We start from the raw sequence: 25,046 nt of genomic DNA on the forward strand, positions 1-25,046 counted from the left end.
TGCATTTTAAGCATTGCGGCTTCTAACGTACGTTATTCAATAAATATAAAACCTCCGACCAAGGCCGGAGGTTTTTAATAAAATAGTTTTTTAGTCGATGGAATAGCTCATTTCACCACCTTTCTCATCTTTCAGCTGTATGCCTTCTGCAGCCAGCATATCCCTGATCTTGTCGGAAGCGGCATAGTCCTTACGGTTGCGGGCTTCTTTACGCATCTCGATCACCAGCTGCAGTACCGCGTCCAGTTTCGCGTCCCGGTTCTGCTGCAGCGGCTTCAGGCCCAGGATATCTTCCAGGTAGGTCTTAAAGGTATGCAGCATCAGTTCGTGGGTAGCGGAGCTTATGGCACCGGCCTTTACCTGTCCTCCTTTTATCCCGTTAATGGTAGGCGCCAGCTCAAACAGGTTGGCCAGTACACGGGCGGTATTGAAGTCATCGTTCATATCATCTGCGCAGTTATGGCAGAAGGTCCGGATATTGGCGTCCAGTGCGGCATCTGCGGCTTCGGCATTGGCCGGCACCGGCAGTTTTTGCAATACCTCGTAGGCTTCCCATAAGCGGCGCAGGGCTTTTTCTGAAGCCTGCAGTGCTTCGTTCGAAAAATCGAGCGTGCTGCGGTAGTGTGTTTGCAGGATGTAAAACCGGATCACCATCGGGTGATAGGGTTGTTCCAGCATGGGATGATTGCCGCTGAACAGCTCGGTCAGCTTGATCACGTTGTTATAACTCTTGCCCATTTTGCGGCCTTCGATCGTGATCATGTTGTTGTGCATCCAGTAGTTAACCGGGGCGCAACCATGCGCGATGGTGCTTTGCGCGATCTCGCTTTCGTGGTGCGGGAATTGCAGGTCCATACCACCGCCGTGGATATCGAAACGCTGACCGAGGTATTTGCTGCTCATGGCCGAGCACTCGATGTGCCATCCTGGGAAACCTTCTCCCCAGGGGCTTTTCCAGCGCATGATGTGCTCGGGAGGGGCATTTTTCCATAAGGCAAAATCGGCACGGTCTCTTTTCTCTTCCTGGCCTTCCAGCTCGCGCGTGGTCTCCAGCAGGTCATCGATTACGCGGCCGCTGAGTTTACCATAAGGATATTCGGATGCATATTTTTTTACGTCGAAATATACCGAGCCGTTCACTTCGTAGGCATAACCCTTGGCTATAATATCTTCGATCATGTTGATCTGTTCGATAATGTGGCCCGTAGCGGTAGGTTCGATAGAAGGTTCGAGGCAGTTGAACTCCTGCATGCCCCAATGGTACAAGCTGGTGTATTTATGAACAAGCTCCATAGGCTCGAGCATTTCGAGCAGGGCTTTCTTGGCTACTTTGTCTTCGGCTTCGCGGCCTTCTTCTTCGAAGTGGCCGGCATCGGTAATGTTGCGTACATAGCGTACTTTGTTGCCCAGGTGTTGCAGGTAACGGTTTACCACATCGAAGGTGATGTAGGGACGGGCATGGCCCAGGTGGCTTTCGCCGCTTACGGTAGGACCGCATACATACAGGCCCACATGGCCCGGCGTTATCGGCTCAAATTTTTCTTTTTGGCGGCTATAGGAATTATATAAATGAAGTTCGGACATATACGGGTCGAGTGAAAGGCAAAAATAAGATTTAGTTGCCAATGGCGGCGCAATAAAAGCTATCGGCCTATTGGTAAGGCAAGATAAGCGCCGGGCGCCGGTTTACGGCCGTTAATTGCCCAAATGCGGTATTGCCGGTGCCTAAACCGCTTCTGCCGGAATAAACGTATTTTTGCAGCCTGTTTATTATTGATTTCATTCCTAAATAGAATGCCTCAAACCATTACACTCCGTCTTACGCCCGGCGAGGCCGCCCGGGAAGCCGCTATCCGGCAATATGCAGCACATACTTTACAGGTAAAACCCGGCAGGATCAATGCGGTGCAGGTCTTGCGCCGTTCTATCGATGCCCGTGGCAGTCAGATCATGATGCAGCTGCAGGTCAACGTGTTTATCGAAGAGCCCTTTGTCGACGCCTTTAGCTTTACACCACAGTTGCAGGACGTAAGCCGCGCCGAACCGGTAATCGTTGCCGGGGCCGGACCGGCCGGGCTCTTTGCCGCATTGCGGCTTGTGGAACTGGGCTATTGCCCCGTAGTGCTGGAGCGCGGTAAGGATGTGCGCAACCGCCGCCGCGACCTGGCCGCCATGAACAAACAGGGTATCGTAAATCCCGAATCCAATTACTGTTTCGGAGAAGGGGGCGCAGGTACCTATAGCGATGGTAAATTGTATACGCGGGCTACCAAAAGAGGCAATGTATTGCGCAGCCTGCAATGGTTCCGGCATTTCGGCGCCGAAGAAAAGATCATGTACGAGGCGCATCCGCATATCGGTACCAATAAGCTGCCCGGTATTATCGTAGCCATGCGCGAGGCTGTGGTAGCCTGCGGCGGACAGGTAATGTTCGATACCAAACTTACCGACCTGCTTATCGAAGGCGATAGCCTGAAGGGTGTGGAGGTGAATGGTAGTGAGCAGATCCGGGCCAAAGCGCTGATCCTGGCTACCGGTCATTCGGCGCGTGATATTTTTACCCTGCTGGACCGGAAGCATATTGAAATAGAGTCCAAGCCTTTTGCGCTCGGTGTCCGTATCGAACACCCGCAGGCGCTGATCAACCAGATCCAGTACCGTTGCGACCCCGCAGTGTTCGGCGATATGGTAGGCCCCGCTTCCTATTCGCTGGTCAGCCAGGAGCTGGGGCGTGGCGTGTTCTCCTTTTGCATGTGTCCCGGGGGCATTATCGCCCCGGCTTCCACTTCCGAAGGCGAATTGGTCGTTAATGGCTGGTCGCCCTCCAAGCGCGATAATCCCTATGCCAACTCGGGTATGGTGGTAGCGGTCGACGAGAAAGACTTTGCAGCATATGGTTTTAAAGGTAACCTGGCGGCCATGCATTTTCAGCAGATGGTGGAACAGAAGGCCTGGCAGGCGGGCGGCGGCGCTTTAAAGGCCCCGGCGCAACGCATGACCGACTTCGTAAAAGGAAAAGTATCGGCCTCATTGCCGAGCTGCTCTTACCTGCCCGGCGTTACCAGTACCCTGTTGCAGGAAGTGTTGCCCCAGGAGGTGTTCCAGTCTTTGAGCAAGGGCTTTGTAACCTTCGGTAAAAAGATGAAGGGTTATTATACCGAAGAGGCGATCGTAACGGCTACCGAGTCGCGCACTTCTTCGCCGGTACGCATCCCAAGGGATAAGGATAGCCTGCAGCATACCCGTATCAAAGGGTTATTTCCCTGTGGCGAAGGCGCCGGTTATGCCGGTGGTATTATCTCTGCCGCTATGGATGGTGAACTGGTGGCCGAAGCGGCTTCCGCCTATTGCCGCAGGTAAGGCCGGGACTGTTGCCTGTCGCGGTTTTCGCAACAATTTTTATACCACACGATATATCAATTAAAAGGGCTTGCATCTTGCAAGCCCTTTGTTTTATTTTACCACTACCTGTACGGTATTTCTTGTTTTTTGTTCGAGTAAAATTACCCGGCCTTTGGTCAGCTCTTCGAGTATCGAAGGCGTATAGTGACGCACCGTAAGCAGTTGCACATCGTCGTTCTTCAGCACCTTATAATCTTTTTCGAGTTCCTGCACCAGCGACTGGATCTTGTCTACGCGGTTGTCTACGCAGACCACCAGGCTGATGGCCGCATTCTGGATCAGGTTGATCTTGACATGCTGGCCGTAAAAAATATTATAGAGGTTACTCAGGTTGTCTTCAGTAATAAAAGAAAAGTCGCGGCTGGTGATCTGCAGCAGGATCTGGTCTTTTTTCAGTACGATCAGGGGTGGGTATACAAAGGTATCGGTCGTGTTCTTGATCACGGTACCCTTCAGTCCCGAATCCAGGAAGCATTTTACATACAGCGGAATATTCGCGTTCTGTAAGGGTTTAATGGTTTTGGGGTGGATCACCTGCGCACCATAGTAGGCCATCTCGATCACTTCGTGATAGGTAATCTCTTCTATTTTTACCGTATTGGGAAACAGCTTGGGATCCGCGTTCAGCAAGCCTTCCACGTCTTTCCAGATGCTTACGGAAACGGCAGGCAGCATAGCGGCAAACAGCGCAGCCGAGTAGTCGGAACCTTCGCGGCCCAGGGTAGTGGAGTTATTGTCGGCCGTACTGCCGATAAAGCCCTGGGTAACCACGATATTATGTTTAGCCAGCGCCGGGGCCATCGTTTTCTGGACCTGTGCTTTCGAAAATTCGAAATCTACGACCGGGTCGCGGTAGATCTCGTTGGTACGGATAATATCGCGGGCATCGATCCATTGGTTGGTCATACCCTGCTCGTTCAGGTAAGCGCTGAATATAGAGGTCGATAATATTTCGCCGATGCATACCACCTGGTCGTATACATAGTCGTTCGATTGCAGGCCGGCATCGTCGATAGCCCAGTGCATTTCGGTGTAATACTCATTCAGCCTGGGTTGCAGCTCTTCAAAGCCTTTGGGGCTTAGCAGGGAGGCAGCATAGGTATTGTGGGCTGCTTCCAGCGCTTCTATCTTTTGGAGCGCTTCTTCCCGTTTGCCTTCCAGAGCCGAAGCAACTATTGCTTCCAGCGCATTGGTCGTTTTACCGTATGCCGAAACGACCACAACCAGTGGACTTCCGCCGTATTGAATAATGGGCAATAATGCCTGCATCCTTTCTGGTGTGGCTATGGATGCGCCGCCGAATTTGTAAACCTGCATTTTTTGGATAAACAGTTATGGATTTGGATAGAATGAAGGCCCCGGTATGCTTTGGCCCGGGGCCCCTTGCTTGTCATATTATTGTAAGGCCGACAGTGCATGTTCCAGTTTGCTGAACACTTCGGGCAGTTCTTCGAGTTTGCAGGTGCCCACGCTGATGCGGTACCAGGGCGATTCGCGGTCGGCGCCGAAGCAATGGAAAGGTACGATGGCCAGACCCGCTTCGCTCAACAGGTACTGCGTTACATCGGCCTGGTTGCTGATCTCCTTGTCGCCCGCTTTTTTGCCTTTCAGGTCGATCTTTACCGTAAGATAGATCGCCGCCTGGGGTACAATGGCATCTACCGTATAACCTTTCTGCTTCAGGGCTTCAAAGCCTTTGTAGATGGTCCAGAGGCGCTCTTCGATGTTCTTTTTGATATGTACCAGGTAGGTATCTACCGCTTGTTCGTCGGCCAGGAAATCGGCTGTGGCTTTTTGTTCGGCCATAGGCGCCCAGGCGCCGATATGGCTCAGCAACGCCTTCATCTTGGCAATTACCGGTACCGGGCCCAGGGCCCAGCCCACCCTTACGCCGGTGGCGGCAAAGGCTTTGGAGATACCGTCGATCAGGATGGTATATTCCTTCATTTCAGGACGCAGCGCTACGGGGTTGTAGTGGCGGGTATCGCCGAAGGTAAGGGTAAAGTACATCTGGTCGAAAAGTACATACAGCTTCTTCTCATCGGGACCGCGGCTTTTGTTTTCTTCCAGTACCAGGTCGCATATCTTTTCCAGTTCCGATTGGCTCAGCGTGGTGCCTGTCGGGTTTTGTGGTGTGCAAAGACAAAGCAGGGCGGCGCCTTTGATATGCGGAGCAATATCGGCGGCCGTTGGCATAAAGTCGTGTTCCGGTGCGGTAACGATCTCGCAGGCCTGGCCCAGGTTCAGGTTGGTATAGTGGTTGTTGTTCCAGGAGGGAACAGCGTAGATCACTTTGTCGCCGGGGTTAACCACGGTGGCAAACAGGGAGTAGATCAGCGGGCGGCCGCCGCTTGCGATCTGTACTTCGTTCACCGCATAGCTAATGCCCTGGTGTTTGCCGATAAAGGCTGCTACCTGTTCGCGCAGCGGCAGTATACCATCGGCGGCGGGATAATTGGTAAAGCCGTCGCGGTAAGCCGTTACGATAGCGTCTTCCAGCTTTTTCGGTATCGGGAAAATAGCCGGGGCAAAATCACCGATCGTATAGTTGTATATCTTTTCACCATTCCTGATCCTGTTACTGATCTCGTTACCCAGTTTTACGATTTCGGATCCTACCAATGATTCTGCTAAATTGCTGAGTTTGCTCATTAATTTTTTGGTTTTTAAAATGAAAAAAGAGGCTTACCCGGATAAGGTAAGCCTCTTTGTATATGGTTGCAGGTACACAATACAACACAGGATTACCTTTGAAGGGTAAAACGTTTCATGTTTTTATATACCTTATTGAAATGCTTATTGTTCATTGCTCAGGCTGCGAAGATAGTATTCCTGGTTTATTTTACAAAATGATAACCCGTTTTTTGCCGCTCCGGGCTCCTTATTTTCTATAACAGGGCATCAGCAGAGGCGCAGTTTCGAGGGGCTTAACCCGTATTTTTTCTTGAAGGCCGCCGAAAAATGCTGTACATATTCATAACCGCAGTAGCCCGCGATCTCGTTAATACTCTTACCCGTATCGCGCAACATTTTGCGGGCCTGCTGCATGCGCAGGTCGCGCAGGTAGCCGAATACCGTGGTGCCGAATATTTCCTTGAATCCCCGTTTCAGCTTGAAGTCGTTGAGTTGTACCTGCCGGGCCAGTTCGGCCAGGGAGTAAGGCTCGTCCATATGTTGTTCGAGCAGGAAGCGGGCATGGTGCAGCTTGTCTATATCCTGGGGCAGTATACCGGCTTTGAGCCGCGACTTACCGGTACTTTCAAACTGTTCTACCTGCAGCATCAGCAGCTCGAGGGTTTTGCCTTCGAGGAAGAGGCGCTTCAGCGCACCCTGCTTGTTACAATTGCTCATTTCGGCAATGATCATGGCCATCGGCGCCGTAATGTCCATATTATGGCGGTGCATGCATGAGGCCTGCTGTTTTTCCACCCGTTCGCTAAACCGTTCGAGGGTGGCATTACCACTGTTCAGCCGCCGGAAGTATTTTTCGGTAAAGTGGATTTCGAATACCTGGTTCTCTTCCTGGTGTTTTTCGGCGGTCATGCGGCCCTCGAAGCAGGGCATGTAATATATATTATGCTGTTTGTCGCTGAAGATGTACTCCTCCGTACTGTTCCAGAGCCGGGCTTTGCTTTTGCCGGCCAGGCTAAAGTGCATTTCGATCACGGGCGTATCGTTTTCGGCAAAGAGTTCGATATTCTTGTTCAGCTGCAATCTGCCATGGGCTATGTGTACGCCTTCAAACCAGATCTCGTTAAAGGCGGCTTTACCCAGTTGATGCTCCAGCCGGGTTTGCTTTTCCTCGACCCCGTGATCGCTTTTGAAATCCAGGGGAAGGTGGCGTTCGAAGATAATTTCAGGGTAGTCGCCCGAGGTAAGCCGTACCTGCATAAAAATCCGTTTTGCGTAATTGAAAATCCGTTTTGCGTAAATAAATGGTTGCGGGATTAACCATATTTGCGCCACGAAATTAGGTCTTATTCCTCAACCCTGCACTTTTGTTATGCCTAAAATTCCCAAATGGCTCGGCGATACGATGGAAGTTGTTTTCCGTAAAATGGTACACCCGGCAACGGTTGTCGCCGTGGAATACATACCGCCGCGGCTTAAGCGGGTAGTACTGCAAGGCGACCTGGGGCAGTTGAAATTCGTACCGGGCAATGTGGTCGAATTCCGGGTTAGTGACCGGGAGTTCCGGCATTATACCCTTTCGGCCTTTGACCCGGGCAGGGGGCAGTGCGAGGTGTTGTTTTACCTGCACGACCGTGGTGTGGGCAGCAAATGGGCGGCACAGCTGCAGGTGGGCGATACCGTAAAAATGATGGGCCCGGGCGGCCGTATCCGCTACAACCGCGAGTTGCAGCACCATTTTTTCTTTGGCGATGAAACCTCGCTGGGGCTGGTACAATGCCTGCAGCAGGAGGCCCTTAGCCGCGGACACCAGTACCGGGCCGTGGTAGAGCTGGAAAAAAAACATTACTGCCTGCTGGACGCGATGGGGCTACAGGCGGCGGCCGTAGGCAAGTCGTACGAAAAACCCGGGGGCGAGGCTATTGCGCATGTAGAGGCTGCCATCCATTTCGAGGCCTGGCTGCAGGGCATGTTTTACCTGACGGGCAGGGCGCGGTCGATACAAGCCATGCGCCGGTACCTGTTGCAGCGCGGTGTTGCATCGGGCCGTATCCGTTGTGAACCCTACTGGGCAGAAGGTAAACAGGGCCTTTGAACGGGGAGTGCAAAAGCTAAAACATGTAAAAAAATATTAGTTCTTTTTGTTGAGAACTAAAAGCTGCTTACCTTTGCGCCCGTTATGGAGCAGTTCAGAGCAAAAATTGAAGAACACGGTAATCATTACGAGAAGCAGGGCTTTTCGCCTGTAGCCTCCCGGATCATGATCTACCTTATTTTACACCCCGAGGGTGAAGCTACGTTCGAAGATATCGTAAGCTATTTCGGCGTGAGTAAAAGTGCGGTGTCCAATGCCCTGAAGTTATTGTCTGCGATGAAGATCGTAACGGAAATGACCAAGTCGGGCGGGCGTAAGCGGTATTTCAGTTCCAATTTCAAAGAGGTGTTTTCTACCGAGTGGGCCGTAAAAGGCTACCGCGAAACCCGCGAGATATTGGAAGATATCCGCAAGATCCGCAAGCAAAAAGATAAGGTTACCGAGGAGTTGGGCGTTATTATAGAGTTTATACGGTTATTGGAAATAGAGTACCCGAAGATCTACGAAAAGGCGAGAAAGAATAAACAGAAAAAGTAAATACTAAAACGGTAGTCATAACGTTTACTGTTTGGTTCTGAACTTAGAGAACTTCATTCACCGATGAAAATTGTTGGTTCGTCGAAGAAGAGCCACCGTTCGGATAAAATCGTTTTCCTGCCGGGATACTGCATATTAATTTCGCAAAAGAAAATTAAAACCAGGTGCGTGCGATATAGTTGACAGGTCACTATACCGGCGCCCGGAAAAAATTAAAGAGTTGGTAGCAGGCGCATGGGGGTAAAATTGATTTTAGTTGTCTTATCCCTTAACCATATCAATACCTCATGCTCGCATCTGCTTATTACCAATCGAAATTTCAAAATTATACAGAGATGAAGAATAGTTGTGACGCCGATATGATGCAATGGGACAAGTTCTTTTCAGAGATGAAGGATTCGCTTTTGTTCCAGATGCATCGCATCCACAGCATTATGTTCAGGGTTGCCAACGGCCTTATTCAAAAGGCTGCAGTGCCGATCAAGATCGAACAACTGCCGGTACTGATGACGGTCTTCGACTTCAGGAAATTATCACAACAGGAAGTAGCCGACATCATCAGCCGCGATAAATCTTCTGTACAACGCACCGTTGTGGCTTTACAGAAAAAAGGCCTGGTGCAGGTAGAAGCCGACGAAAAAGATAAACGCAAAAATATACTCAGCACTACCGAGACCGGCACCTTTGTCGCTACCCAGATCAGGGACATTATGCGTAAAGTGGAGGAGGAGATATTTTCGGCTTTCGAATCGAGCGACAGGCTTACCACCATCAACGTTATCAAAGAAACCGCCGACCGGCTGGAAGGCGCTGCATACGGCTGATACAGCACTGCCAGGCAGCCCCGCCGCATACAAGAATTTTAAAACTACAATATGAAACCCCGGATTAATATACTGGCGGCTTTGCTGCTGTCTGTTGCGGGCCTTAAGGCCCAGGCGCAGGAAGCACAGCGCCTCACACTGAAAGAAAGTATCAGCTATGGTTTACAGAACCACCGTTCCATACGCATCAACAGGAATAATGTTGCCGCCGCACATGCCAAAGCCCAGGAAGCCCTGTCGGGTTACCTGCCACAGGTAAGCATCAATGCCGGTCTTGATTATAACATCAAGCTGCAGCAGAACGTGATTCCCGCGGGTAGCCTTCCCGGCCAGACCGAAGAACAACGGATCACTTTCGGTACCAAATACAACTCCAGTACGGTAATACAACTGGACCAGAAGATCTACGATCAAAGCCTGATCACCGGTCTGAAGGCCAACAAGTATAACAACCAGATGGCCGATCTGAACGAAGAAGACAATAACCAGACATTGATCTATAACATCGCTTCTTCCTATTACCAGATCATTGTTACGCAAAAGCAACTGGACCTGCTGTACAGCAACAGGGACCGCTTTGAAAAGGTACTGCGCGTAACCCAGCTGCAGGCCGACCAGGGTGTGGCTAAAAAGGTAGATGTAAAACAGGTACAGGTTAACCTGAACAATGTACTGTCGCAGATCTCCGTAGCCGAGAACAACCTGAAGCTGGCTAAGAACACGCTGAAGAATAACATGGGGCTTTCGCAACAGGAGGACATCGTGCTTACAGATACGGCGCGCTGGCTGAATACCAACCCGCCAAGCAAGCTGTACACGCCTTTCGACTACAAGAACACGGTTAGCTTCCAGTTGCAACAGGCGCAGGTAAACTTGTACGACATTAACCGTAAATCGGTACGCGACCAGGCATTGCCTACGCTTTCGATATATGGCCGCTATGGCGCCAACGGTTTCGGGCAGGACAATATCAAGCAGGCCTTCGATCCTTTGCTGGACTATTCGGCAATGGGCGTAAAGCTATCCTGGAACATATTTACAGGTCTGCGCAGGCAGGCGCAATACAAACAGGCAACTATAGACTTCGATAATGCCAAGGAAAAACTGAAGCTGAACGAAGACCTGCAGAACCTGCAGTTCCAAAACGCCGGAGCCGCTGTAACCCGTGCCCAGAGTACTATTGCAACCAATAAAAATAATATGGAGCTGGCCAGCGAAGTGTATGAGAATGCTACCCTGCAACACAAACAGGGTGTGGCTACCATCAGCGAACTGCTCAACGCCGAGCTCTCTTACCGCGAGGCCCAGAACAACTATATCGGTTCGCTGCTGGATTATTACCTGGCCGATCTCGATGTACAAAAGGCCAATGGCAACCTGAGAAATTACTTCTATAAACTGTAAACTGCCCTCATCAAAAAACTAAAGAACATCCTCATTCAAATACCTGTTTATAATGAAAAAAAGAATCATAATCATTGGTGTAATCGTATTACTGATCGCGGCAATCGGCATAAAGCTGGCCGCGAACAAGAAGAACATTGATGATAAGAAAAAACCGACATTGACCTCTAATGTGTCTATACCGGTAAATACCGTAATCGTAGGGCTGCTGGATGCGAATAACCAACTGGTAAAAACAGGTAACCTGGTGCCTTTTAAGGAAGCCGACATTATGGCGATCAGCTCCGGTAAACTGGTATCGGTAAACTTTAACCTCGGCTCTATGGTAAGCCAGGGCGGCGTTGTAGCCCAGGTAGATAACCGTATGCTGCAACTGAACCTGGAGCAGGCAAGGCTTGCAAAAGATAAATCCGATAAAGACTACAAACGCTACAAGACCCTGCTGGAAGGCGAAGCGGCTACCGAAGTAAATTACCAGGACGCTAAGCTGAACTCTGAAAATGCAGGCAACCAGATCGAATTGCTCCAGAAGCAAATGGCCGACAATAATATCAAATCGCCGGTAAGCGGCCAGGTGGTATCCAAAGTGAAAGAAGCCGGCGAGTTTGTAAACCCGGGTACCGTACTGGGCCACGTGGTCGACATCAGCCAGCTGAAAGTAAATGTACTGGTAGGTGAGAAAGACGCGTATACCCTGCAAACCGGTCAGAAGGTAACGGTTACCACCGATATCTATCCCGATGTGAAGTTCGAAGGTAAGATCACCTTTATCAGCGGACAGGGCGATGCTACCCACAACTACCAGGTAGAGATCCTGCTGCAGAATAACGGGCAGCATAAGCTTAAAGCCGGAACCTTTGTGTATGCGGACTTTGCAAGAGAGAGCCAGCAGAAACTGATGCTGATCCCGAGGTCGTCACTGGTAGAAAGCCTGAAGAATCCTTTTGTATACGTGATCGAAAATGGTAAGGCCGTAGTGCGTAAGATCTCCGTGGGCCGCGAGTTTGGCGACCAGATCGAAGTGTTGTCCGGCTTACAGGAAAAAGACCAGGTGATCACTGCCGGACAGGTAAATATCAAGGAAGGCTCACTGGTTAAAGGCATCGTGGCCAAGTAAGAAACCTATTACAGGATAAATGCTGCACACGCAGGATTTCAAATCTAATTTTACATGAAGAAACTTACAGAACTGGCCATAACCCGGCCCCTGTTAATTACGGTTGTGTTTGTAATTCTCATCCTATTCGGACTGATCAGTTACAACAGCCTTAACTATAACCTGCTTCCTAAATTCGATGCCCCGATCGTTTCGGTGATCACCACCTACCGCGGTGCTTCTGCAGAGGAGATCGAAAGCACGGTTACCAAAAAGATCGAAGATGCGATCTCTTCGCTGGAAGGTATCGACAAGATCAACTCTTCCTCCATGGAAGGCGCTTCCATGGTGATCATCCAGCTGCTTAACGGGGTGGATGTAAACAAGGCGCAGAACGATGCCCAGCGTAAAGTGGATATGATCCGGGCAACCTTACCCAAGGAGCTCGACGACCCGATCGTAAATAAATTCTCTTCCGACGATATTCCTGTATTGCGTATGGGTGTTACGGCCAATGCGGATGATAAAACATTGTATGACCTGATCGATCAGCAGATCAAACCCCAGTTATCCAATATACCGGGTGTGGGACAGGTAAACCTGATCGGCGGTAACGAGCGCCAGTTGCGGGTTAACCTCAACAAGAACAAACTGGAATCCTACGGCCTGTCTGTATCGCAGGTAGCCAATGTCGTGAACATGGCGAGCCTCTCCACCCCTGCGGGTAAAGTGGAAACAGCCGAATCGGAGTTTGCGATCAAGTTCGATGCCAAGTTCACCAACGGTGAACAACTGCGCAATATGATCGTAGCCCGGCAGCAGGACGGTGGTAAGATATACCTGAAGGATGTAGCCGAAGTAGTAGACGGGCAAAAGGATGTAACGACTATCAACCATATCAACGGCCTGCCTTCTATCGGTATACAGATCCTGAAACAGACCGATGCCAACGCGGTAGAGGTAAGTAAGCTGGTGCAGAAACGCCTCGATAAACTGAAGCAGGATTATAAGAATATCAATATCGATTTTAAGATCGCTTCCGACCAGTCGGTGTACACCCTGCAATCGGCCCATGCGGTAATGGAAGATCTGATGCTTGCCGTAGTGATCGTATCGCTGGTAATGCTCATGTTCCTGCATAGTGTACGCAGCTCGCTGTTTATCCTGGTGGCGCTGCCGGCTTCTATGATCCCCACCTTTATTATGATGTACCTCTTCGGTATGTCGTTGAACCTGATGACGCTGATGGCCCTCTCGCTGGTAGTAGGTATCCTGGTGGATGACTCTATCGTAATCCTGGAGAACATTATGCGGCATATGGAGATGGGCAAGAACAAGCGGCAGGCCACGATCGACGGTCGTGCGGAGATCGGCTTTACCGCCATGGCGATCACCCTTGTGGATGTGGTGGTGTTCCTGCCAATGGCCTTGGTAAACGGTATGATCGGTAATATCCTGAGAGAGTTTGCCCTCGTGGTGGTGTTCTCTACGCTGATGAGCCTTATGGTCTGCTTTACGCTTACACCGTTGCTTGCAGCCCGTTGGGGTAAGATCGTGCACCTTACCAACAAGACGTTATGGGGCCGTATCAGCCTGTGGTTCGAGCGGATGATCGATAACATGCGCGATAGTTATACCAGTATCCTGAAATGGTCGCTGGGACATAAGCGCTGGGTATTTATTGCCATCATCCTCATGTTTGTGGGCACCATAGGCCTGATGGCCGGCGGCTTTATCGGCGGGGCCTTTATCTCCGAAGGCGACCAGGGCGAGATGGTGATCAAGCTGGAGCTCGATCCGAACTCCTCGGTATACCAGACCAACCAGGTAACGCAACAGGTGGAACGCATGCTGATGGCCGATTCCAACGTAACCACGGTATTCTCCAATATCGGTACATCGGCCAATGGCGGTCTGGGTTCTGTAAGTAACAGTAACTACGCCGAGGTTAACGTGAAGCTGGTAGATAAAAAGGAACGTAAGTTTTCGGCCAACGAATTCGGGAGCCGTATGCAGGCCCGCATCTCCCAGATACCGGGTGTAAAGGCTACGATATCGCAGGTAGACATTACGGGTAATGCCAACCAGGCGCCGATCCAGATCCTGGTAAAAGGCAACGACCGTGAAAAGATACGCCTGGCGGCCAACCAGATAAAGAAGATCGTGGAAAATACGCCGGGTACGCAATATGTAGAGTTCAGCACCAAGAACCCGAAACCCCAGATCGATGTACAGCTCGACCGCGAGAAGATGTCGATCTACGGGCTCAATGCAAGCGAGGTGGGTGCAGCCCTGGGTAGCGCATTCCGGGGTAACGACCAGTCGAAATATAAATTCGAGGGTAACGAGTACGACATCATGGTACAGAGCGATGACTTCGACAAGTCGAGTATCGACGATGTGCGGAACCTTTCTTTTGCCAACGCACAGGGACAGGTATTCCAGTTATCACAGTTTGCCAATGTTACCGAAACACTGGGTGAGAGTGTGCTCGAACGTATGAACCGCCTGCCTTCCATCACGATCAACGCCAACCTGAACGGCCGTTCGGCCGGTACGGTATCGGGCGAGATCACCGAATCGATCAAAAAGCTGAAAATACCGGAAGGGGTAACCTGGCAGTATGGCGGCGATATCGAATCGATGCAGGACTCATTCTCGAGCATGCTGGCTGCACTGGGTATCGGTATCCTGCTGGTATACCTGATCATGGTGGCCTTGTATGAAAATGCCATTTACCCGCTGGTGGTACTGACCGCGCTGCCGCTGGCAACCATCGGCGCCTTCATGGCCCTGGCGCTTACCATGAACGAGATGACGATCTTCTCGATGATCGGTGTGATCATGCTGATGGGTCTTGTGGCGAAAAACGGTATCCTGCTGGTCGATTTTACCAACCAGCGTAAGGCCGAAGGTGCAGGATTGATCGAGGCGCTGATCGATGCGGGTAAGGAACGTTTCCGCCCGATCCTGATGACGACCATCGCCATGATCGTGGGTATGCTGCCCATCGCCCTGGCTACGGGTTCCGGCGCTGAGGTGAAGAATGGTATGGCCTGGGTAATTATCGGCGGTCTGACCAGCTCGCTGATCCTGACCCTGCTGGTGGTGCCTTGTGTATACTATATCGTGGATAAGATCCTGAACCGTTTCCGCGGCAGAAGGAGAAAACGCCTGGTGAAGAAAGTACAGGAAAGACAACTGGAAGCCAAAGTGGTTTCTATCTGATAAAAATTGTTTTATAGTTTTTAAAAAGTGCAGGGCTGCGCCACACCGGTGCAGCCCTTTTGTTTTGGAAACCCTAATGGTTATGATTTATTGCCGGTAGTAGCGTTTCTGTACCTGCTTTATTACTTTTGCCCCCAAATCAACACATCATGAAAAAAATACTGATCGTAATGTCCCTGTTGCTGGCCGTAACACAGGCAAGGGCAGGGGATTGTAAAGGCGTAAAAGAACGCGTCGATCCTTTTAGCAACAAAGCCGAGAAAACTGCCCAGTTTACAATCGGCGGTATGTTTACCAAGTGGACTATTGAGATGGAGCAGAAAGAAGGAGCGGCAACCATGCGTTGGGGTATTGCCGCACAAGGCGAATTTAACCAGAAGCTGGACATAGGTACCAAACTGCTTTTACGCCTCGAAGATGGTACTATTCTAACACTGGGCACTATAGAAGCCAGTACCCCGGTAACGCAGGCAGTAAGCGGCGGCGGCGCCGTAAATGTTTTTTCTGTTTACTATTTGAAATTTGCTCTGTCAGAAGAAACACTGGGCGCATTATCCAAATCGGTTGTTACCGATGTGAAAATTGATGTACCGGGTTTAAAAATAAAGAACCCGACGCTAAAAGGACGGCAAATGGAAAAGATAAAAGACGTGAGCAGTTGTTTCCTGAATAAATAATTACCTGGCCGGCAGCACCGGCAGGATCGCCCTGATCCCGCAGGTGCCGCCTTTTTTCCTAACTTGCGCTCATGAATCCCGAACTCCTCCCGGAACTGGTTAGTTTTAAAATGCCGTTTGGCAAATACAAGGACACGATCATTGCCGATCTGCCCGAAAACTACCTGGTATGGTTTGCCACCAAGGGTTTTCCCAAGGGAAAACTGGGTATGCTGTTGCAGACCATGTACGAGATCCGGCTCAACGGGTTGGAGTACCTGCTCAAACCGCTGCGTACGCCCGGCTCCTTTTCTTAATAAAATGATAAATTAGATGCGGATCAGCCCCGATTGGGGTGACTTCAGGGTACCCGGTATCCCTGCCAGGCATATTCTGCACGTACAAAAGCGTTTCATTGCGTACTTTTGCGCACCCTTTGAACTTTTTTAAGCAACATCTGTTGCCGTAAGGGCGATTAATCGTTTATTTATCAGTTTGTTAAATAAATGCATAAATAATTCTTCAAAAAAATTATAATCCAGTATGTGGCAACGTCTCGCTGATTTTGTACTCCGTTTCCGAATTATCCTGTTGCTGATTATCCTTGTCATTACCGGAATCATGGGGTATTACGCTTCGAAGGTGGAGTTGAGCTACGATTTTACCAGTGCTATTCCTACCGATAACCCTAAATACCAGGACTACCAGAAATTCAGGAATATGTTCGGGGAAGATGGCAACACCATGATGGTAGGGGTACAATCCGAAAAGTTCTTTACACCTGAAATGTTTACAAGTTACGTAACCCTGACGCAGGATATTGCCAAAGTAAAGTCGGTGGAAAACGTACTGGGTATCCCCGCGACGGTAATGGTCGTACAGGACAGCGCCAGCAAGCTGGGCGTCCGCAAAATATTTCCCGATAACCTGGCCGGGGCCGATATCGACAGCCTGAAACAGGTATTTATGAACCTGCCTTTTTACAGGGGCCTGCTGTATAATGATAAGACCCACGCTTATGTCATGGCCATTACCATCAATAAGCAAACCCTGGCCTCGAAAGACCGTACCCGGGTGATTAACGAGATTATCGCGCTGGGCGATAAATTCGGCAAACAGTTCAACACCGAGATCCATTATTCCGGGCTGCCGCATATCCGCACCCAGATGGCCAATAAGGTGCAACACGAGGTACGCCTCTTCCTGATGCTCTCCTTCGCCCTTACGGCCGTTATCCTGCTTATCTTCTTCCGTTCCATACTGGCTGTACTCACTTCCATGATCGTGGTAGCGATCGGGGTAATCTGGTCGTTTGGTACCCTTACCCTGCTGGGTTATAAGATCACGATCCTTACCGGTATGATCCCGCCGCTGATCGTGGTGATCGGTATTCCCAACTGTGTGTATTTCCTCAATAAATACCATACCGAATACGGTATACTCAATACCAAGGTACCGGCGCTTAATGCCATGGTGAGCAAGATGGGCGTAGTAACCCTGTTTACAAATCTTACCGCAGCCATAGGCTTCGGGGTGTTTTACTTTACCAAAAGTATTATCCTGAAAGAATTCGGCCTGGTGGCCGGGCTTAATATCATGGCCCTGTTCTTCATCTCCCTGGTCATCATTCCTGCGGTATTCAGCTTCTTACCACCGCCCAATACGCGCCACACCAGCTACCTCGACAGCAAATGGATCAATAGCCTGCTGGATTCGCTGACGACACTCGTATTCCACAACCGTAAAAAATTATACCTCGTTACCATCCTGGTATGCGTTGGCGCTGTAATCGGTATGGCGCGCCTTAAAGCCGTAGGCCATATCGTCGACGATCTGCCGCATTCGGATAAGATCTATACCGACCTTAAGTTTTTCGAAAAGAACTTTAAAGGCGTAATGCCGCTGGAGATTATCGTAGATACGAAAAAGAAATACGGCGCCATCTCTTCGCTCGAAACCTGGGAGAAGCTCGACTCGCTGACCAACCTGCTCGAAAGCCGCCCCGAAATAGGAGGTGGTCTTACGCTGATCAAGGGCATTAAATTTGCCCGCCAGGGTTATGCCGGTGGTAATATTGAAGAATACCGCCTGCCCGATGCCGTAGAATTCGGCGCTTTGCGGCCTTCCCTCATCAGTATGCTGCGTAAGCGCGACAATGCGAATCCCAACTCGATGAGCAAACTGCTCAACTCCTTCGTGGATACCAGTATCCAGAATGTAAGGATCAGTGTGCGGATCATGGATATCGGTTCGGTGGCTATGCCCAAACTCCTGGACGAGATCAAGCCGCAGGCCGAAAAAATATTTGATACGGCCCGCTACAACCTCACCTTTACCGGCACCAGTATTACCTTCCTCGAGGGTAGTAAGTTTATCATCAACAGTCTGCGGGATAGTCTCTTCTGGGCCTTTGGTATGATCCTGGTATGTATGATCGTACTGTTCCGCAACTGGCGTATCGTACTGATCGCTATAGTAACCAATATCGTACCGCTGGTTATTACCGCCGGTGTGATGGGCTGGCTTAATGTGCCGCTGAAACCCTCTACAGTACTGGTGTTCAGCGTGGCGCTCGGTATTACGGTCGATGTAACGATACGGTTCCTCGTCAACTTCAAACAGGAACTGGCCACGCATAACGAAGACATTGAAATGACGGTGCGCCGCAGTATACACGATACGGGTATGAGTATCATCTTTACTTCCCTGATCCTGACGGCCGGTTTCGCGGTATTTGCCGTATCCGAATTCGACGGTACGAAATCATTGGGTTACCTGACCTCGCTTACCCTGTTGCTGGCCATGGTGATTAACCTGACCCTGCAGCCCGCGTTGCTGCTGTGGATGGATAAGGCCAAAAAGAAAAAACTGGATAATAATAGTAACGGGGATAACAACCCGGTGAAATAAGTAAAAGGGAGCGATGCACATCGCTCCCTTTTTTATGCTTAACGCAGGATCATTTTTGTAAGCGCTCCGATGCAGCCCAGGTGCAGGCCTTCGTGGAACGGCAGGAACCTTAATGCCTCGTCGATATTATTGATGTCGACGCCATAACGTGTGGTCCAGCTTACATAATCTTTAAACAGCCCCTGGTCGTAGTCGCGTTCCAGTTGCTCCAGGGAGGAGAAGAGCAGTTCCCGGATCTGTTCTACGGCTGTAGCGCTTACAGCGCCTTCGGGCCTGGTGCCGGGTTTGTAGCGGTTAAAAAACTCTTCGCCGGTAAAGGGAGGCAGGCCCATGCGTACATAACATACGCCTTGTTGGGCCGCTACCATATGGCCCATGTTCCAGATAATATTATTGTTGAAGCCGGCAGGTATCTCGTTGAGCTGGTCGAGGGAGAGGTCCCTGATGGCATTAAGCAGGAAGAGCCTGGGTTTCCGCAGTATTTCCAATTGTTTCTTCATGTTGTGCTTATGATTAAAGAGCAAAAATGGTATAGCAAGCTACGTTATTCGGGGCATTGCACAATAGGCTTATTCCTAATTATTGACCATCGGTTTCAGCCGGTTGTCTTTATTGCGCAGGTCCAGCCCGCCTTCATATACCGATTTCAGGTTGACGAGGTAAAAGGACCAGCCGGTGGCGCAGCCCAGGCGTATATGCTGCCGGGCCTCGTCGGTATCGGGTATCCCGCTTTGGGTAAGGGTTATCAGTACATAGTCGTCCTGTTGCTCCAGGCTAACCTCCACCAGGCAGTCGCCGGCGAAGGAAAAGGCGACCTGGTCGGTACCGTTGGCCGCTTTGATGGTACCCTGTTCGGTTTCTGCATAGAGGAACCAGGTCCAGTCGTAGGTACAGCCGCTATGGTAGGGTGTGCGTGGGTCGAGGGTAGCCTGGTGTTCTTCCTTAAACACGGCTTTGCTCAGGAACCAGGTTTCGATGCCCGCAGCGGTGGTCCAGGCTTGGTACAGCGCTTCCAGCGGCGCTTTGATGGCAATTTGCCGGGTAAACTGCGACCAGTTAAAGTCTTTCATAAAGTGGTTTTTAGGTTATGGGCGATGGTATTGCCCGGTAAAAGCAGTACCGTATTACTTCAAATATACGCACCGGTTGCGGTATTTAGGGCAGGGTGGCTAAAAGGCATGGTCCGGCAGCCAATATTAAAAAATAGTATAAAGGGCGGTTTTATTTGCCCGGGCCGGCTTAAAACGCTAATTTTGCGGCGCTTGGAGGAACAACAGGTGGCCGGAGGCGGCGGGCTGCACTTGTTCTTTATTTTTTAACCAGCCTGCTGCCCAATATATTATGAAAAAAATAGGCGATTACCGCAAGTTGTTCGGTGTTAACAAAGACGCGGAGCTTAAAGATCTGAAAACGATTTACCGCAACCTGATCAAAGAGTGGCACCCCGATAAGTTCCAGGACGAAGATGGCAAATCAGGCGCTGAAGAAAAAAGCCGCCAGATTATCGAAGCGTACCATTTCCTTGTGAGCATAGCTCCCGAAACCCGCGAACAGATGCTGCCGGAGTACAACGAAACCATTGCGACCACGCTCGTAGACTTTTCCTACAAAGGCATTACGCTGGTGCTCAATTTTATGGACGGCAGCAGCTACGAATATTTCGAAGTGCCCAAAGCCATTTATACCAAACTGGTCAACTCCGACGTGCCGGGCCGTTTTGCCCGCAGGCATATCTGCCATTCTTTTGTATACCGTAAGGCAACAAAAGCGGTGGAAGCCTAGTTGTAACGATATTTGTGGAAAGGCTGCCTCTTAGGGGCGGCCTTTTTTTATGGGTGGTATTGGGCGCATTTTAAATTAAAGGAAGCTGCGGCAATCTGACAGGGGACATTTACTATCTTCCCGCGGCGTTGCGGGTGCAACTTCCCTCCTGATCGTTTCTTTCCGCTATGGTTTGCCCGGGAATGCTGCGTAACGAAATAAATATATATTTTTGGAGCGAAAAATGTCGTCCATGAAAAAGTTACAACGATATGCCGGTCTGGCCGTACTCCTGCTGGGGCCCGCTTTGTTTACCTCCTGCAAAAATGAATTCCAATGTACCTGCACCGATGCCCAGGGCAAGGTAAACATCACGACCATCGAAGGCTCGAGCAGGGCCGAAGCTAAAACCGCCTGTGAATCGGTAACGATTGCGGGAGAAACCTGTGTCTTGAATTAAGAACAGGTGCGGATTAAATAAACGGGAAGGGTGGGGGTTAAACAGCCCGCTCTACCTTAATGCTGCCGATGCGCAGTTTTTCGATAGAGAGTATGGTGAAGTCGAAATCGCCGTAGCTGATCCTTTCGTTTACCGTAGGGAATTTGCCGGAGATCTCGAGCACAAGACCCGCCAGCGAATCGCTTTCGCCACGCACCTCGTCGAAGGTTTCGAAAGGCAGGCCCATGGCCCTGCACATATCATTGATCAGCATTTTGCCTTCGAAAATATAGTTGTTGTCGTCGATCTTGCGGAAGTTCAGGTCGTCTTCATCAAACTCATCGCGGATATCGCCGATAATCTCTTCCATAATGTCCTCCAGGGTTACGATACCCGAAGTGCCGCCAAACTCGTCTACGACCACGGCAAAGTGGATGCGTTTCTGCTGGAACTCGTGCAGCAGGTCCTCGATCAGTTTGTGCTGGTGTACAAAGTAGGCCGGCCGTATCAGCGAATGCCAGTCAAACTCGTCGATCTCGCTGTAAGGCAGGAAGTCCTTGGTATGCACCATACCTACGATCTCGTCGATATTGGTTTTGTATACCGGCATGCGGGAGTAACCGGCGGCGAGCATTTTATCGCGTACTTTCGGAAAACCCCAGCTTTCCCGGATGGCGTTTACGTCCATACGCGGGTGCATGATCTGTTTTACGGTGATACTGCCGAATTTCATAATGCCCTTGAAGATGTCGACTTCCTCTTTGGTAGCCGTATGGCCCATGCTCAGTTCAACGGCTTCTTCAAACTCGGTGCTGTCCATCTCCATCAGCTTTTTACGCGCCTTTTTACGGTCGATATAGTCGGTAGAGTCGGTAAGCATAATGGCCGCGGGCCGGAATATGCTGAACAGTACTTTTACGATCGGGGCCGAAAAGAGGCTGAGGCGTACATTGTTTTCGCGGGCATACACTTTAGGCAATATTTCGCCGAAGAGCAGCAGTAGGAAAGTGATACCGATAAAGATGACCACGAACGAAATAATGGGGTTCTCTTTAGGCGGCAGGAAAATATGGGTCATGTAATTGGCCGTAATGATTACGGCTATGGCCAGCGTATATTTCGATGCCCTCAGCGTCGACAGCAGCAGGTCGGGTTTCTCGAGCAATTGCACGACCTGGCGCGAACCGGGCTGCTCCTTGGTCTTCAGGTAATTGACATCTTTGGTGTTCAGGGTAAAAAATGCGACCTCTGCCCCGGCAGCAACGGCTGTCAGGAAGAGTAAGGCGAGTACCAGGATGATAAATGCCGTTACATGGGTGGCAGGCAGTATGACCGGAGCGGCATCCCATAAGATTGCCGTGAGGTGTTGGCGCATAGAACTGGGAACAATTGCTGTCAGAAATTAATAGCAAATATAAGCAAGTAGTATTCTATTCCGATAGAGGAAATTTATAAAATATTAAAAGGGTAAAATAGAATTCGAACCGTCATCTTTCGGCATGCCAAAGTCCAGGTCGTCGTCGTCGGCTGTATTTTTTATGGATGAGGTGCTGATCGTCGCTTCGGTAAGGTGCTCGTTATCTTTCCGTTTTTCCAGCATCACCAGGCTTTCTCCCACGATCTCGGTCTGGAACCTCCTGTTCTTGTCTTTGTCCTCCCAACTACGGGTACGCAAACGGCCCTCAATGTAGACCAGGCTGCCTTTATGCAGGTATTTGCTCGCCAGTTCCGCCAGGCCGCGCCACAGTACCACGGTATGCCATTCTGTTTCCGATACCACATTCCCGTTACGTTCTTTTCGCATTTCAGTAGTTGCCAGGGGGAACTTGGCCACAGGTATGTCTCCTTCGATATATTGCACATCCGGGTCCCTGCCCAGATTCCCAACCAACATAACTTTGTTAACGCCTCTCATGATTTGGTCTTTTAATCTGTTATAGAATTTTCCTATTAAGTGTAAAAAGGAATCTAAAAATAGTTTTTTCTATTAAAAAAAGAAAGAATTGTTTTGGGAAAAGCATAATTTTTCAATAAGGCCTGCTTTACCCAAATGCCCTCGCCGGGCAGTTCCGGTTTCTTTTCCAGGCCGACCAGGTAAAAATCGCTGATGATAAGCTGGTGGGTAAGCCGCTGGCGGTTGCTGAATACGGGGGCGGGCAGCTGTGTAATGCCTGCAGGTGGTATATCGCCCGGCTGCAGGGTGGCCTGGCCGGTCTCCACCAGGTAAAATTCAAACAGGTCCTGCCAGATATCCTTCTCCCGGCGTTGGCGTATAAACACCTCGTCGCCAACCTGTAATACAAAATAATGGAAGTAGCGCTCCGTTACTTTAATCTTTTTGCCTTTTACCGGCAGCAGGTCTACCATATCCCGCCTATAGGCCTGGCATTCGGGCGCCAGTACACAGGTGGTGCAGGCCGCAGCTTTGGGTTTGCATACCGAAGCGCCAAAATCCATGATCGCCTGGTTAAAAGCCGCAGGTTGTTCGGGGTCGAGCAACTGCTGGACAAGCTCCTGGAATTGTTTTTTGCCTGCCGTGCTGTCGGTTTCGGTGTCGATACCGAAATACCGGGCCAGCACCCGGTATACATTGCCATCGAGCACGGCATAAGGCAGGCCAAAGGCAAAGGAGGCAACGGCGGCGGCGGTATAATTACCTACGCCTTTCAGCGCCAGTATTTTTTCGTAGTCTGCGGGGAACCTGCCTTTATAATCGCGGCTTATGGTCTGGGCGGCAGCGATCAGGTTGCGGCAGCGGTTATAATAGCCCAGGCCTTGCCACAGGCGGAATACCTCGGCTTCCGGCGCATCGGCCAGGCGGTGCACATCGGGATACTGTGCAATAAAGCGTTGATAGTAGGGCAGGCCCTGCTCGGCGCGGGTTTGTTGCAGGATGATCTCGGAAAGCCAGATTTTGTAAGGGTCCGTTTCGTTTTTCCAGGGGAGTTGCCGGTCGTTCTCTTCAAAGTGCCATTGCAGCAGGTTCCGGGTAAAAAAAGTCCTTGCAGTAAGGGTTGTGGGCATGTACAGCGGTTAACCAAACAAAGATAATATATTTGCCTAACTTTACTGTTCACGCTACTCTTTGGTATAAACAAAATAACTAATGTTTAAATTCAGACTGCCCGGCTGGATGCTTTTCCTGATCTGCGCCGGTTTTTCAATCCCCTCCTTTGCACAAAAGGAGATCGATAAAGAGGCTTTAGGCCGGTTGACCCAACTGGAAGATTCGCTGGTGGTTTTGGCCGATTCGATGTACAATACGCCCATCCCCGATTTCAGGATCGATTACTGTGTCCGGTTTACCAAAACACTACGCCAGGCGCTCGATATCCCCAATTCATTTTATTATCCTTTTACCAAACTGGAACAGAAAGTACATATCCTGTACCCGGAAGATAAGAGCTTCCGCATCATCAACTGGATGGTAGCGCCTTCCGATATGGTACGGCGTTACTACGGCGCCATACAGATGCAGGGCAGCGCCCTGAAGCTGTTCCCGCTGCGCGACTTTTCGGATAAACTGGAACGGGGCGCCGAAACGGCTACCCTGAATGCCGACCAGTGGTATGGTTGCGAATACTACAAGATTATGACGCAAACGATACAGGGCGAAAAAATGTACCTGTTGTTCGGCTTCAATTCCAACGGGATGAGCAGCAATAAAAAGATACTCGATATCATGTCGCTTACAGAGAGCGGCCCCGTGTTCGGAGCGCCGGTGTTCCTCCTGCCTGATGCCCGCGGGCAGCGGCTTATGGCGCAGAACCGGGTGATACTCGAATACAAGAAAGCAGCACAGGTATCGCTGAACTACGATGCTGCCAAAGGCATGGTGATGTTTAACCGGCTGATGTCGGAGATCAACGATCCTAACCGGAAAAATACCTATATCCCTACCGGCCAGACCGATGGTTTGCGCCTGGAAAACGGCCAGTATATCTATGTAAGAGATGCTATACCGGTACTGAAGCTGCAGGATGGCCAGGCCCCCATAGACGGGGTAATGTCGGGTGGTAAGTAGCAGGTGCCGATAAAACCGACCGAACCGCAGAGGAGAAAA

At 50.3% G+C, this 25,046-nt stretch carries 22 protein-coding genes; 13 read left to right on the top strand and 9 right to left on the bottom strand.

Translation table 11 applies throughout. The features are described from left to right. Positions 1 to 90: 90 nt before the first annotated feature. Complete coding sequence (gene cysS / locus B0I18_RS05225; RefSeq protein WP_106521576.1) at positions 91 to 1,584, bottom strand: cysteine--tRNA ligase; 1,494 nt, start codon at positions 1,582 to 1,584, stop codon at positions 91 to 93. A gap of 210 nt (positions 1,585 to 1,794) precedes the next feature. Between cysS and B0I18_RS05230 the strand changes: the two genes are divergently transcribed. Beyond that, positions 1,795 to 3,360, top strand: a complete 1,566-nt coding sequence (locus B0I18_RS05230) for an NAD(P)/FAD-dependent oxidoreductase (RefSeq protein WP_106521577.1) — start codon at positions 1,795 to 1,797, stop codon at positions 3,358 to 3,360. A gap of 93 nt (positions 3,361 to 3,453) precedes the next feature. On the opposite strand, the gene B0I18_RS05235 is transcribed toward B0I18_RS05230, so the two are convergent. The 3 genes from B0I18_RS05235 to B0I18_RS05245 all read right to left on the bottom strand — a co-directional run bounded on the left by B0I18_RS05235 (position 3,454) and on the right by B0I18_RS05245 (position 7,293). After that, the gene (locus B0I18_RS05235) at positions 3,454 to 4,719 is read right to left on the bottom strand and encodes an aspartate kinase (RefSeq protein ID WP_106521578.1); all 1,266 of its coding nucleotides are present in this window, start codon (positions 4,717 to 4,719) and stop codon (positions 3,454 to 3,456) included. A gap of 78 nt (positions 4,720 to 4,797) precedes the next feature. Then, a complete protein-coding gene (locus B0I18_RS05240; RefSeq protein WP_106521579.1) occupies positions 4,798 to 6,054 on the bottom strand; it encodes a pyridoxal phosphate-dependent aminotransferase in 1,257 nt (418 codons plus the stop codon). Between the two features lie 249 nt (positions 6,055 to 6,303). Next, on the bottom strand, positions 6,304 to 7,293 hold the full coding sequence (locus tag B0I18_RS05245; protein ID WP_106521580.1) for a helix-turn-helix transcriptional regulator: 990 nt from the start codon (positions 7,291 to 7,293) through the stop codon (positions 6,304 to 6,306). Positions 7,294 to 7,405: 112 nt separating this feature from the next. On the opposite strand from B0I18_RS05245, the gene B0I18_RS05250 reads away from it, so the two are divergent. The 9 genes from B0I18_RS05250 to B0I18_RS05290 all read left to right on the top strand — a co-directional run bounded on the left by B0I18_RS05250 (position 7,406) and on the right by B0I18_RS05290 (position 18,783). Next, positions 7,406 to 8,128 carry a siderophore-interacting protein gene (locus B0I18_RS05250; protein ID WP_106521581.1) on the top strand — a complete coding sequence of 241 codons (723 nt, stop codon included), beginning with the start codon at positions 7,406 to 7,408 and terminating at the stop codon, positions 8,126 to 8,128. Positions 8,129 to 8,212: 84 nt separating this feature from the next. Further along, positions 8,213 to 8,665 (top strand): GbsR/MarR family transcriptional regulator, encoded by a 453-nt coding sequence (locus B0I18_RS05255; RefSeq protein WP_106521582.1) that lies wholly within the window; start codon positions 8,213 to 8,215, stop codon positions 8,663 to 8,665. A gap of 335 nt (positions 8,666 to 9,000) precedes the next feature. Next, on the top strand, positions 9,001 to 9,489 hold the full coding sequence (locus B0I18_RS05260) for a MarR family winged helix-turn-helix transcriptional regulator (protein ID WP_181358344.1): 489 nt from the start codon (positions 9,001 to 9,003) through the stop codon (positions 9,487 to 9,489). A gap of 51 nt (positions 9,490 to 9,540) precedes the next feature. Continuing rightward, complete coding sequence (locus B0I18_RS05265; RefSeq protein WP_106521584.1) at positions 9,541 to 10,893, top strand: TolC family protein; 1,353 nt, start codon at positions 9,541 to 9,543, stop codon at positions 10,891 to 10,893. A 52-nt stretch (positions 10,894 to 10,945) separates the two neighbouring features. Further along, positions 10,946 to 12,010 carry an efflux RND transporter periplasmic adaptor subunit gene (locus tag B0I18_RS05270; protein WP_106521585.1) on the top strand — a complete coding sequence of 355 codons (1,065 nt, stop codon included), beginning with the start codon at positions 10,946 to 10,948 and terminating at the stop codon, positions 12,008 to 12,010. Positions 12,011 to 12,064: 54 nt separating this feature from the next. After that, entirely contained in the window at positions 12,065 to 15,217 is a 3,153-nt protein-coding gene (locus tag B0I18_RS05275) for an efflux RND transporter permease subunit (RefSeq protein WP_106521586.1), read from the top strand. A 149-nt stretch (positions 15,218 to 15,366) separates the two neighbouring features. After that, complete coding sequence (locus B0I18_RS05280; RefSeq protein ID WP_106521587.1) at positions 15,367 to 15,894, top strand: hypothetical protein; 528 nt, start codon at positions 15,367 to 15,369, stop codon at positions 15,892 to 15,894. Positions 15,895 to 15,965: 71 nt separating this feature from the next. Then, a complete protein-coding gene (locus tag B0I18_RS05285) occupies positions 15,966 to 16,190 on the top strand; it encodes a DUF3820 family protein (RefSeq protein ID WP_106521588.1) in 225 nt (74 codons plus the stop codon). Positions 16,191 to 16,416: 226 nt separating this feature from the next. Continuing rightward, positions 16,417 to 18,783: an efflux RND transporter permease subunit gene (locus B0I18_RS05290; protein ID WP_106521589.1), complete on the top strand. Its 2,367-nt coding sequence runs from the start codon at positions 16,417 to 16,419 to the stop codon at positions 18,781 to 18,783. A 38-nt stretch (positions 18,784 to 18,821) separates the two neighbouring features. Here the strand turns inward: B0I18_RS05290 and B0I18_RS05295 are convergent, their stop codons facing one another. Continuing rightward, complete coding sequence (locus B0I18_RS05295) at positions 18,822 to 19,283, bottom strand: DinB family protein (protein ID WP_106521590.1); 462 nt, start codon at positions 19,281 to 19,283, stop codon at positions 18,822 to 18,824. Positions 19,284 to 19,358: 75 nt separating this feature from the next. After that, positions 19,359 to 19,853 (bottom strand): SRPBCC family protein, encoded by a 495-nt coding sequence (locus B0I18_RS05300; RefSeq protein WP_106521591.1) that lies wholly within the window; start codon positions 19,851 to 19,853, stop codon positions 19,359 to 19,361. A 271-nt stretch (positions 19,854 to 20,124) separates the two neighbouring features. Between B0I18_RS05300 and B0I18_RS05310 the strand changes: the two genes are divergently transcribed. Together B0I18_RS05310 and B0I18_RS05315 are read left to right on the top strand one after the other, a co-directional pair. Then, complete coding sequence (locus B0I18_RS05310) at positions 20,125 to 20,565, top strand: KTSC domain-containing protein (RefSeq protein ID WP_106521593.1); 441 nt, start codon at positions 20,125 to 20,127, stop codon at positions 20,563 to 20,565. A 232-nt stretch (positions 20,566 to 20,797) separates the two neighbouring features. Next, the gene (locus B0I18_RS05315) at positions 20,798 to 21,004 is read left to right on the top strand and encodes a hypothetical protein (protein WP_106521594.1); all 207 of its coding nucleotides are present in this window, start codon (positions 20,798 to 20,800) and stop codon (positions 21,002 to 21,004) included. Positions 21,005 to 21,041: 37 nt separating this feature from the next. Here B0I18_RS05315 and gldE read toward each other — a convergent pair whose 3' ends face one another. The 3 genes from gldE to mutY all read right to left on the bottom strand — a co-directional run bounded on the left by gldE (position 21,042) and on the right by mutY (position 24,007). Continuing rightward, positions 21,042 to 22,358 (bottom strand): gliding motility-associated protein GldE, encoded by a 1,317-nt coding sequence (gldE, locus tag B0I18_RS05320; RefSeq protein ID WP_106521595.1) that lies wholly within the window; start codon positions 22,356 to 22,358, stop codon positions 21,042 to 21,044. An 84-nt stretch (positions 22,359 to 22,442) separates the two neighbouring features. Then, positions 22,443 to 22,898, bottom strand: a complete 456-nt coding sequence (locus B0I18_RS05325) for a single-stranded DNA-binding protein (protein ID WP_106521596.1) — start codon at positions 22,896 to 22,898, stop codon at positions 22,443 to 22,445. Positions 22,899 to 22,951: 53 nt separating this feature from the next. Then, positions 22,952 to 24,007, bottom strand: coding sequence for an A/G-specific adenine glycosylase (mutY, locus tag B0I18_RS05330; protein ID WP_106521597.1), 1,056 nt, complete (start codon positions 24,005 to 24,007; stop codon positions 22,952 to 22,954). Positions 24,008 to 24,089: 82 nt separating this feature from the next. Here mutY and B0I18_RS05335 point away from each other — a divergent pair, with 82 nt between their 5' ends. Then, positions 24,090 to 25,007, top strand: coding sequence for a hypothetical protein (locus B0I18_RS05335; protein ID WP_106521598.1), 918 nt, complete (start codon positions 24,090 to 24,092; stop codon positions 25,005 to 25,007). Positions 25,008 to 25,046: the final 39 nt, after the last annotated feature.

The organism is Taibaiella chishuiensis (genome assembly GCF_003014535.1).
GTDB classification, from domain to species: domain Bacteria; phylum Bacteroidota; class Bacteroidia; order Chitinophagales; family Chitinophagaceae; genus Taibaiella; species Taibaiella chishuiensis.

What these genes read in the sequence shown, in the direction of transcription:
- B0I18_RS05240 (WP_106521579.1), bottom strand. Translation starts at nt 6,054, where the DNA reads ATGAGCAAACTCAGCAATTTAGCAGAATCATTGGTAGGATCCGAAATC.
- B0I18_RS05325 (WP_106521596.1), bottom strand. Translation starts at nt 22,898, where the DNA reads ATGAGAGGCGTTAACAAAGTTATGTTGGTTGGGAATCTGGGCAGGGAC.
- B0I18_RS05275 (WP_106521586.1), top strand. Translation starts at nt 12,065, where the DNA reads ATGAAGAAACTTACAGAACTGGCCATAACCCGGCCCCTGTTAATTACG.
- B0I18_RS05280 (WP_106521587.1), top strand. Translation starts at nt 15,367, where the DNA reads ATGAAAAAAATACTGATCGTAATGTCCCTGTTGCTGGCCGTAACACAG.
- B0I18_RS05250 (WP_106521581.1), top strand. Translation starts at nt 7,406, where the DNA reads ATGCCTAAAATTCCCAAATGGCTCGGCGATACGATGGAAGTTGTTTTC.
- cysS (WP_106521576.1), bottom strand. Translation starts at nt 1,584, where the DNA reads ATGTCCGAACTTCATTTATATAATTCCTATAGCCGCCAAAAAGAAAAA.
- gldE (WP_106521595.1), bottom strand. Translation starts at nt 22,358, where the DNA reads ATGCGCCAACACCTCACGGCAATCTTATGGGATGCCGCTCCGGTCATA.
- B0I18_RS05255 (WP_106521582.1), top strand. Translation starts at nt 8,213, where the DNA reads ATGGAGCAGTTCAGAGCAAAAATTGAAGAACACGGTAATCATTACGAG.
- mutY (WP_106521597.1), bottom strand. Translation starts at nt 24,007, where the DNA reads ATGCCCACAACCCTTACTGCAAGGACTTTTTTTACCCGGAACCTGCTG.
- B0I18_RS05300 (WP_106521591.1), bottom strand. Translation starts at nt 19,853, where the DNA reads ATGAAAGACTTTAACTGGTCGCAGTTTACCCGGCAAATTGCCATCAAA.
- B0I18_RS05270 (WP_106521585.1), top strand. Translation starts at nt 10,946, where the DNA reads ATGAAAAAAAGAATCATAATCATTGGTGTAATCGTATTACTGATCGCG.
- B0I18_RS05310 (WP_106521593.1), top strand. Translation starts at nt 20,125, where the DNA reads ATGAAAAAAATAGGCGATTACCGCAAGTTGTTCGGTGTTAACAAAGAC.
- B0I18_RS05290 (WP_106521589.1), top strand. Translation starts at nt 16,417, where the DNA reads ATGTGGCAACGTCTCGCTGATTTTGTACTCCGTTTCCGAATTATCCTG.
- B0I18_RS05230 (WP_106521577.1), top strand. Translation starts at nt 1,795, where the DNA reads ATGCCTCAAACCATTACACTCCGTCTTACGCCCGGCGAGGCCGCCCGG.
- B0I18_RS05335 (WP_106521598.1), top strand. Translation starts at nt 24,090, where the DNA reads ATGTTTAAATTCAGACTGCCCGGCTGGATGCTTTTCCTGATCTGCGCC.
- B0I18_RS05245 (WP_106521580.1), bottom strand. Translation starts at nt 7,293, where the DNA reads ATGCAGGTACGGCTTACCTCGGGCGACTACCCTGAAATTATCTTCGAA.
- B0I18_RS05235 (WP_106521578.1), bottom strand. Translation starts at nt 4,719, where the DNA reads ATGCAGGTTTACAAATTCGGCGGCGCATCCATAGCCACACCAGAAAGG.
- B0I18_RS05265 (WP_106521584.1), top strand. Translation starts at nt 9,541, where the DNA reads ATGAAACCCCGGATTAATATACTGGCGGCTTTGCTGCTGTCTGTTGCG.
- B0I18_RS05315 (WP_106521594.1), top strand. Translation starts at nt 20,798, where the DNA reads ATGAAAAAGTTACAACGATATGCCGGTCTGGCCGTACTCCTGCTGGGG.
- B0I18_RS05285 (WP_106521588.1), top strand. Translation starts at nt 15,966, where the DNA reads ATGAATCCCGAACTCCTCCCGGAACTGGTTAGTTTTAAAATGCCGTTT.
- B0I18_RS05295 (WP_106521590.1), bottom strand. Translation starts at nt 19,283, where the DNA reads ATGAAGAAACAATTGGAAATACTGCGGAAACCCAGGCTCTTCCTGCTT.
- B0I18_RS05260 (WP_181358344.1), top strand. Translation starts at nt 9,001, where the DNA reads ATGAAGAATAGTTGTGACGCCGATATGATGCAATGGGACAAGTTCTTT.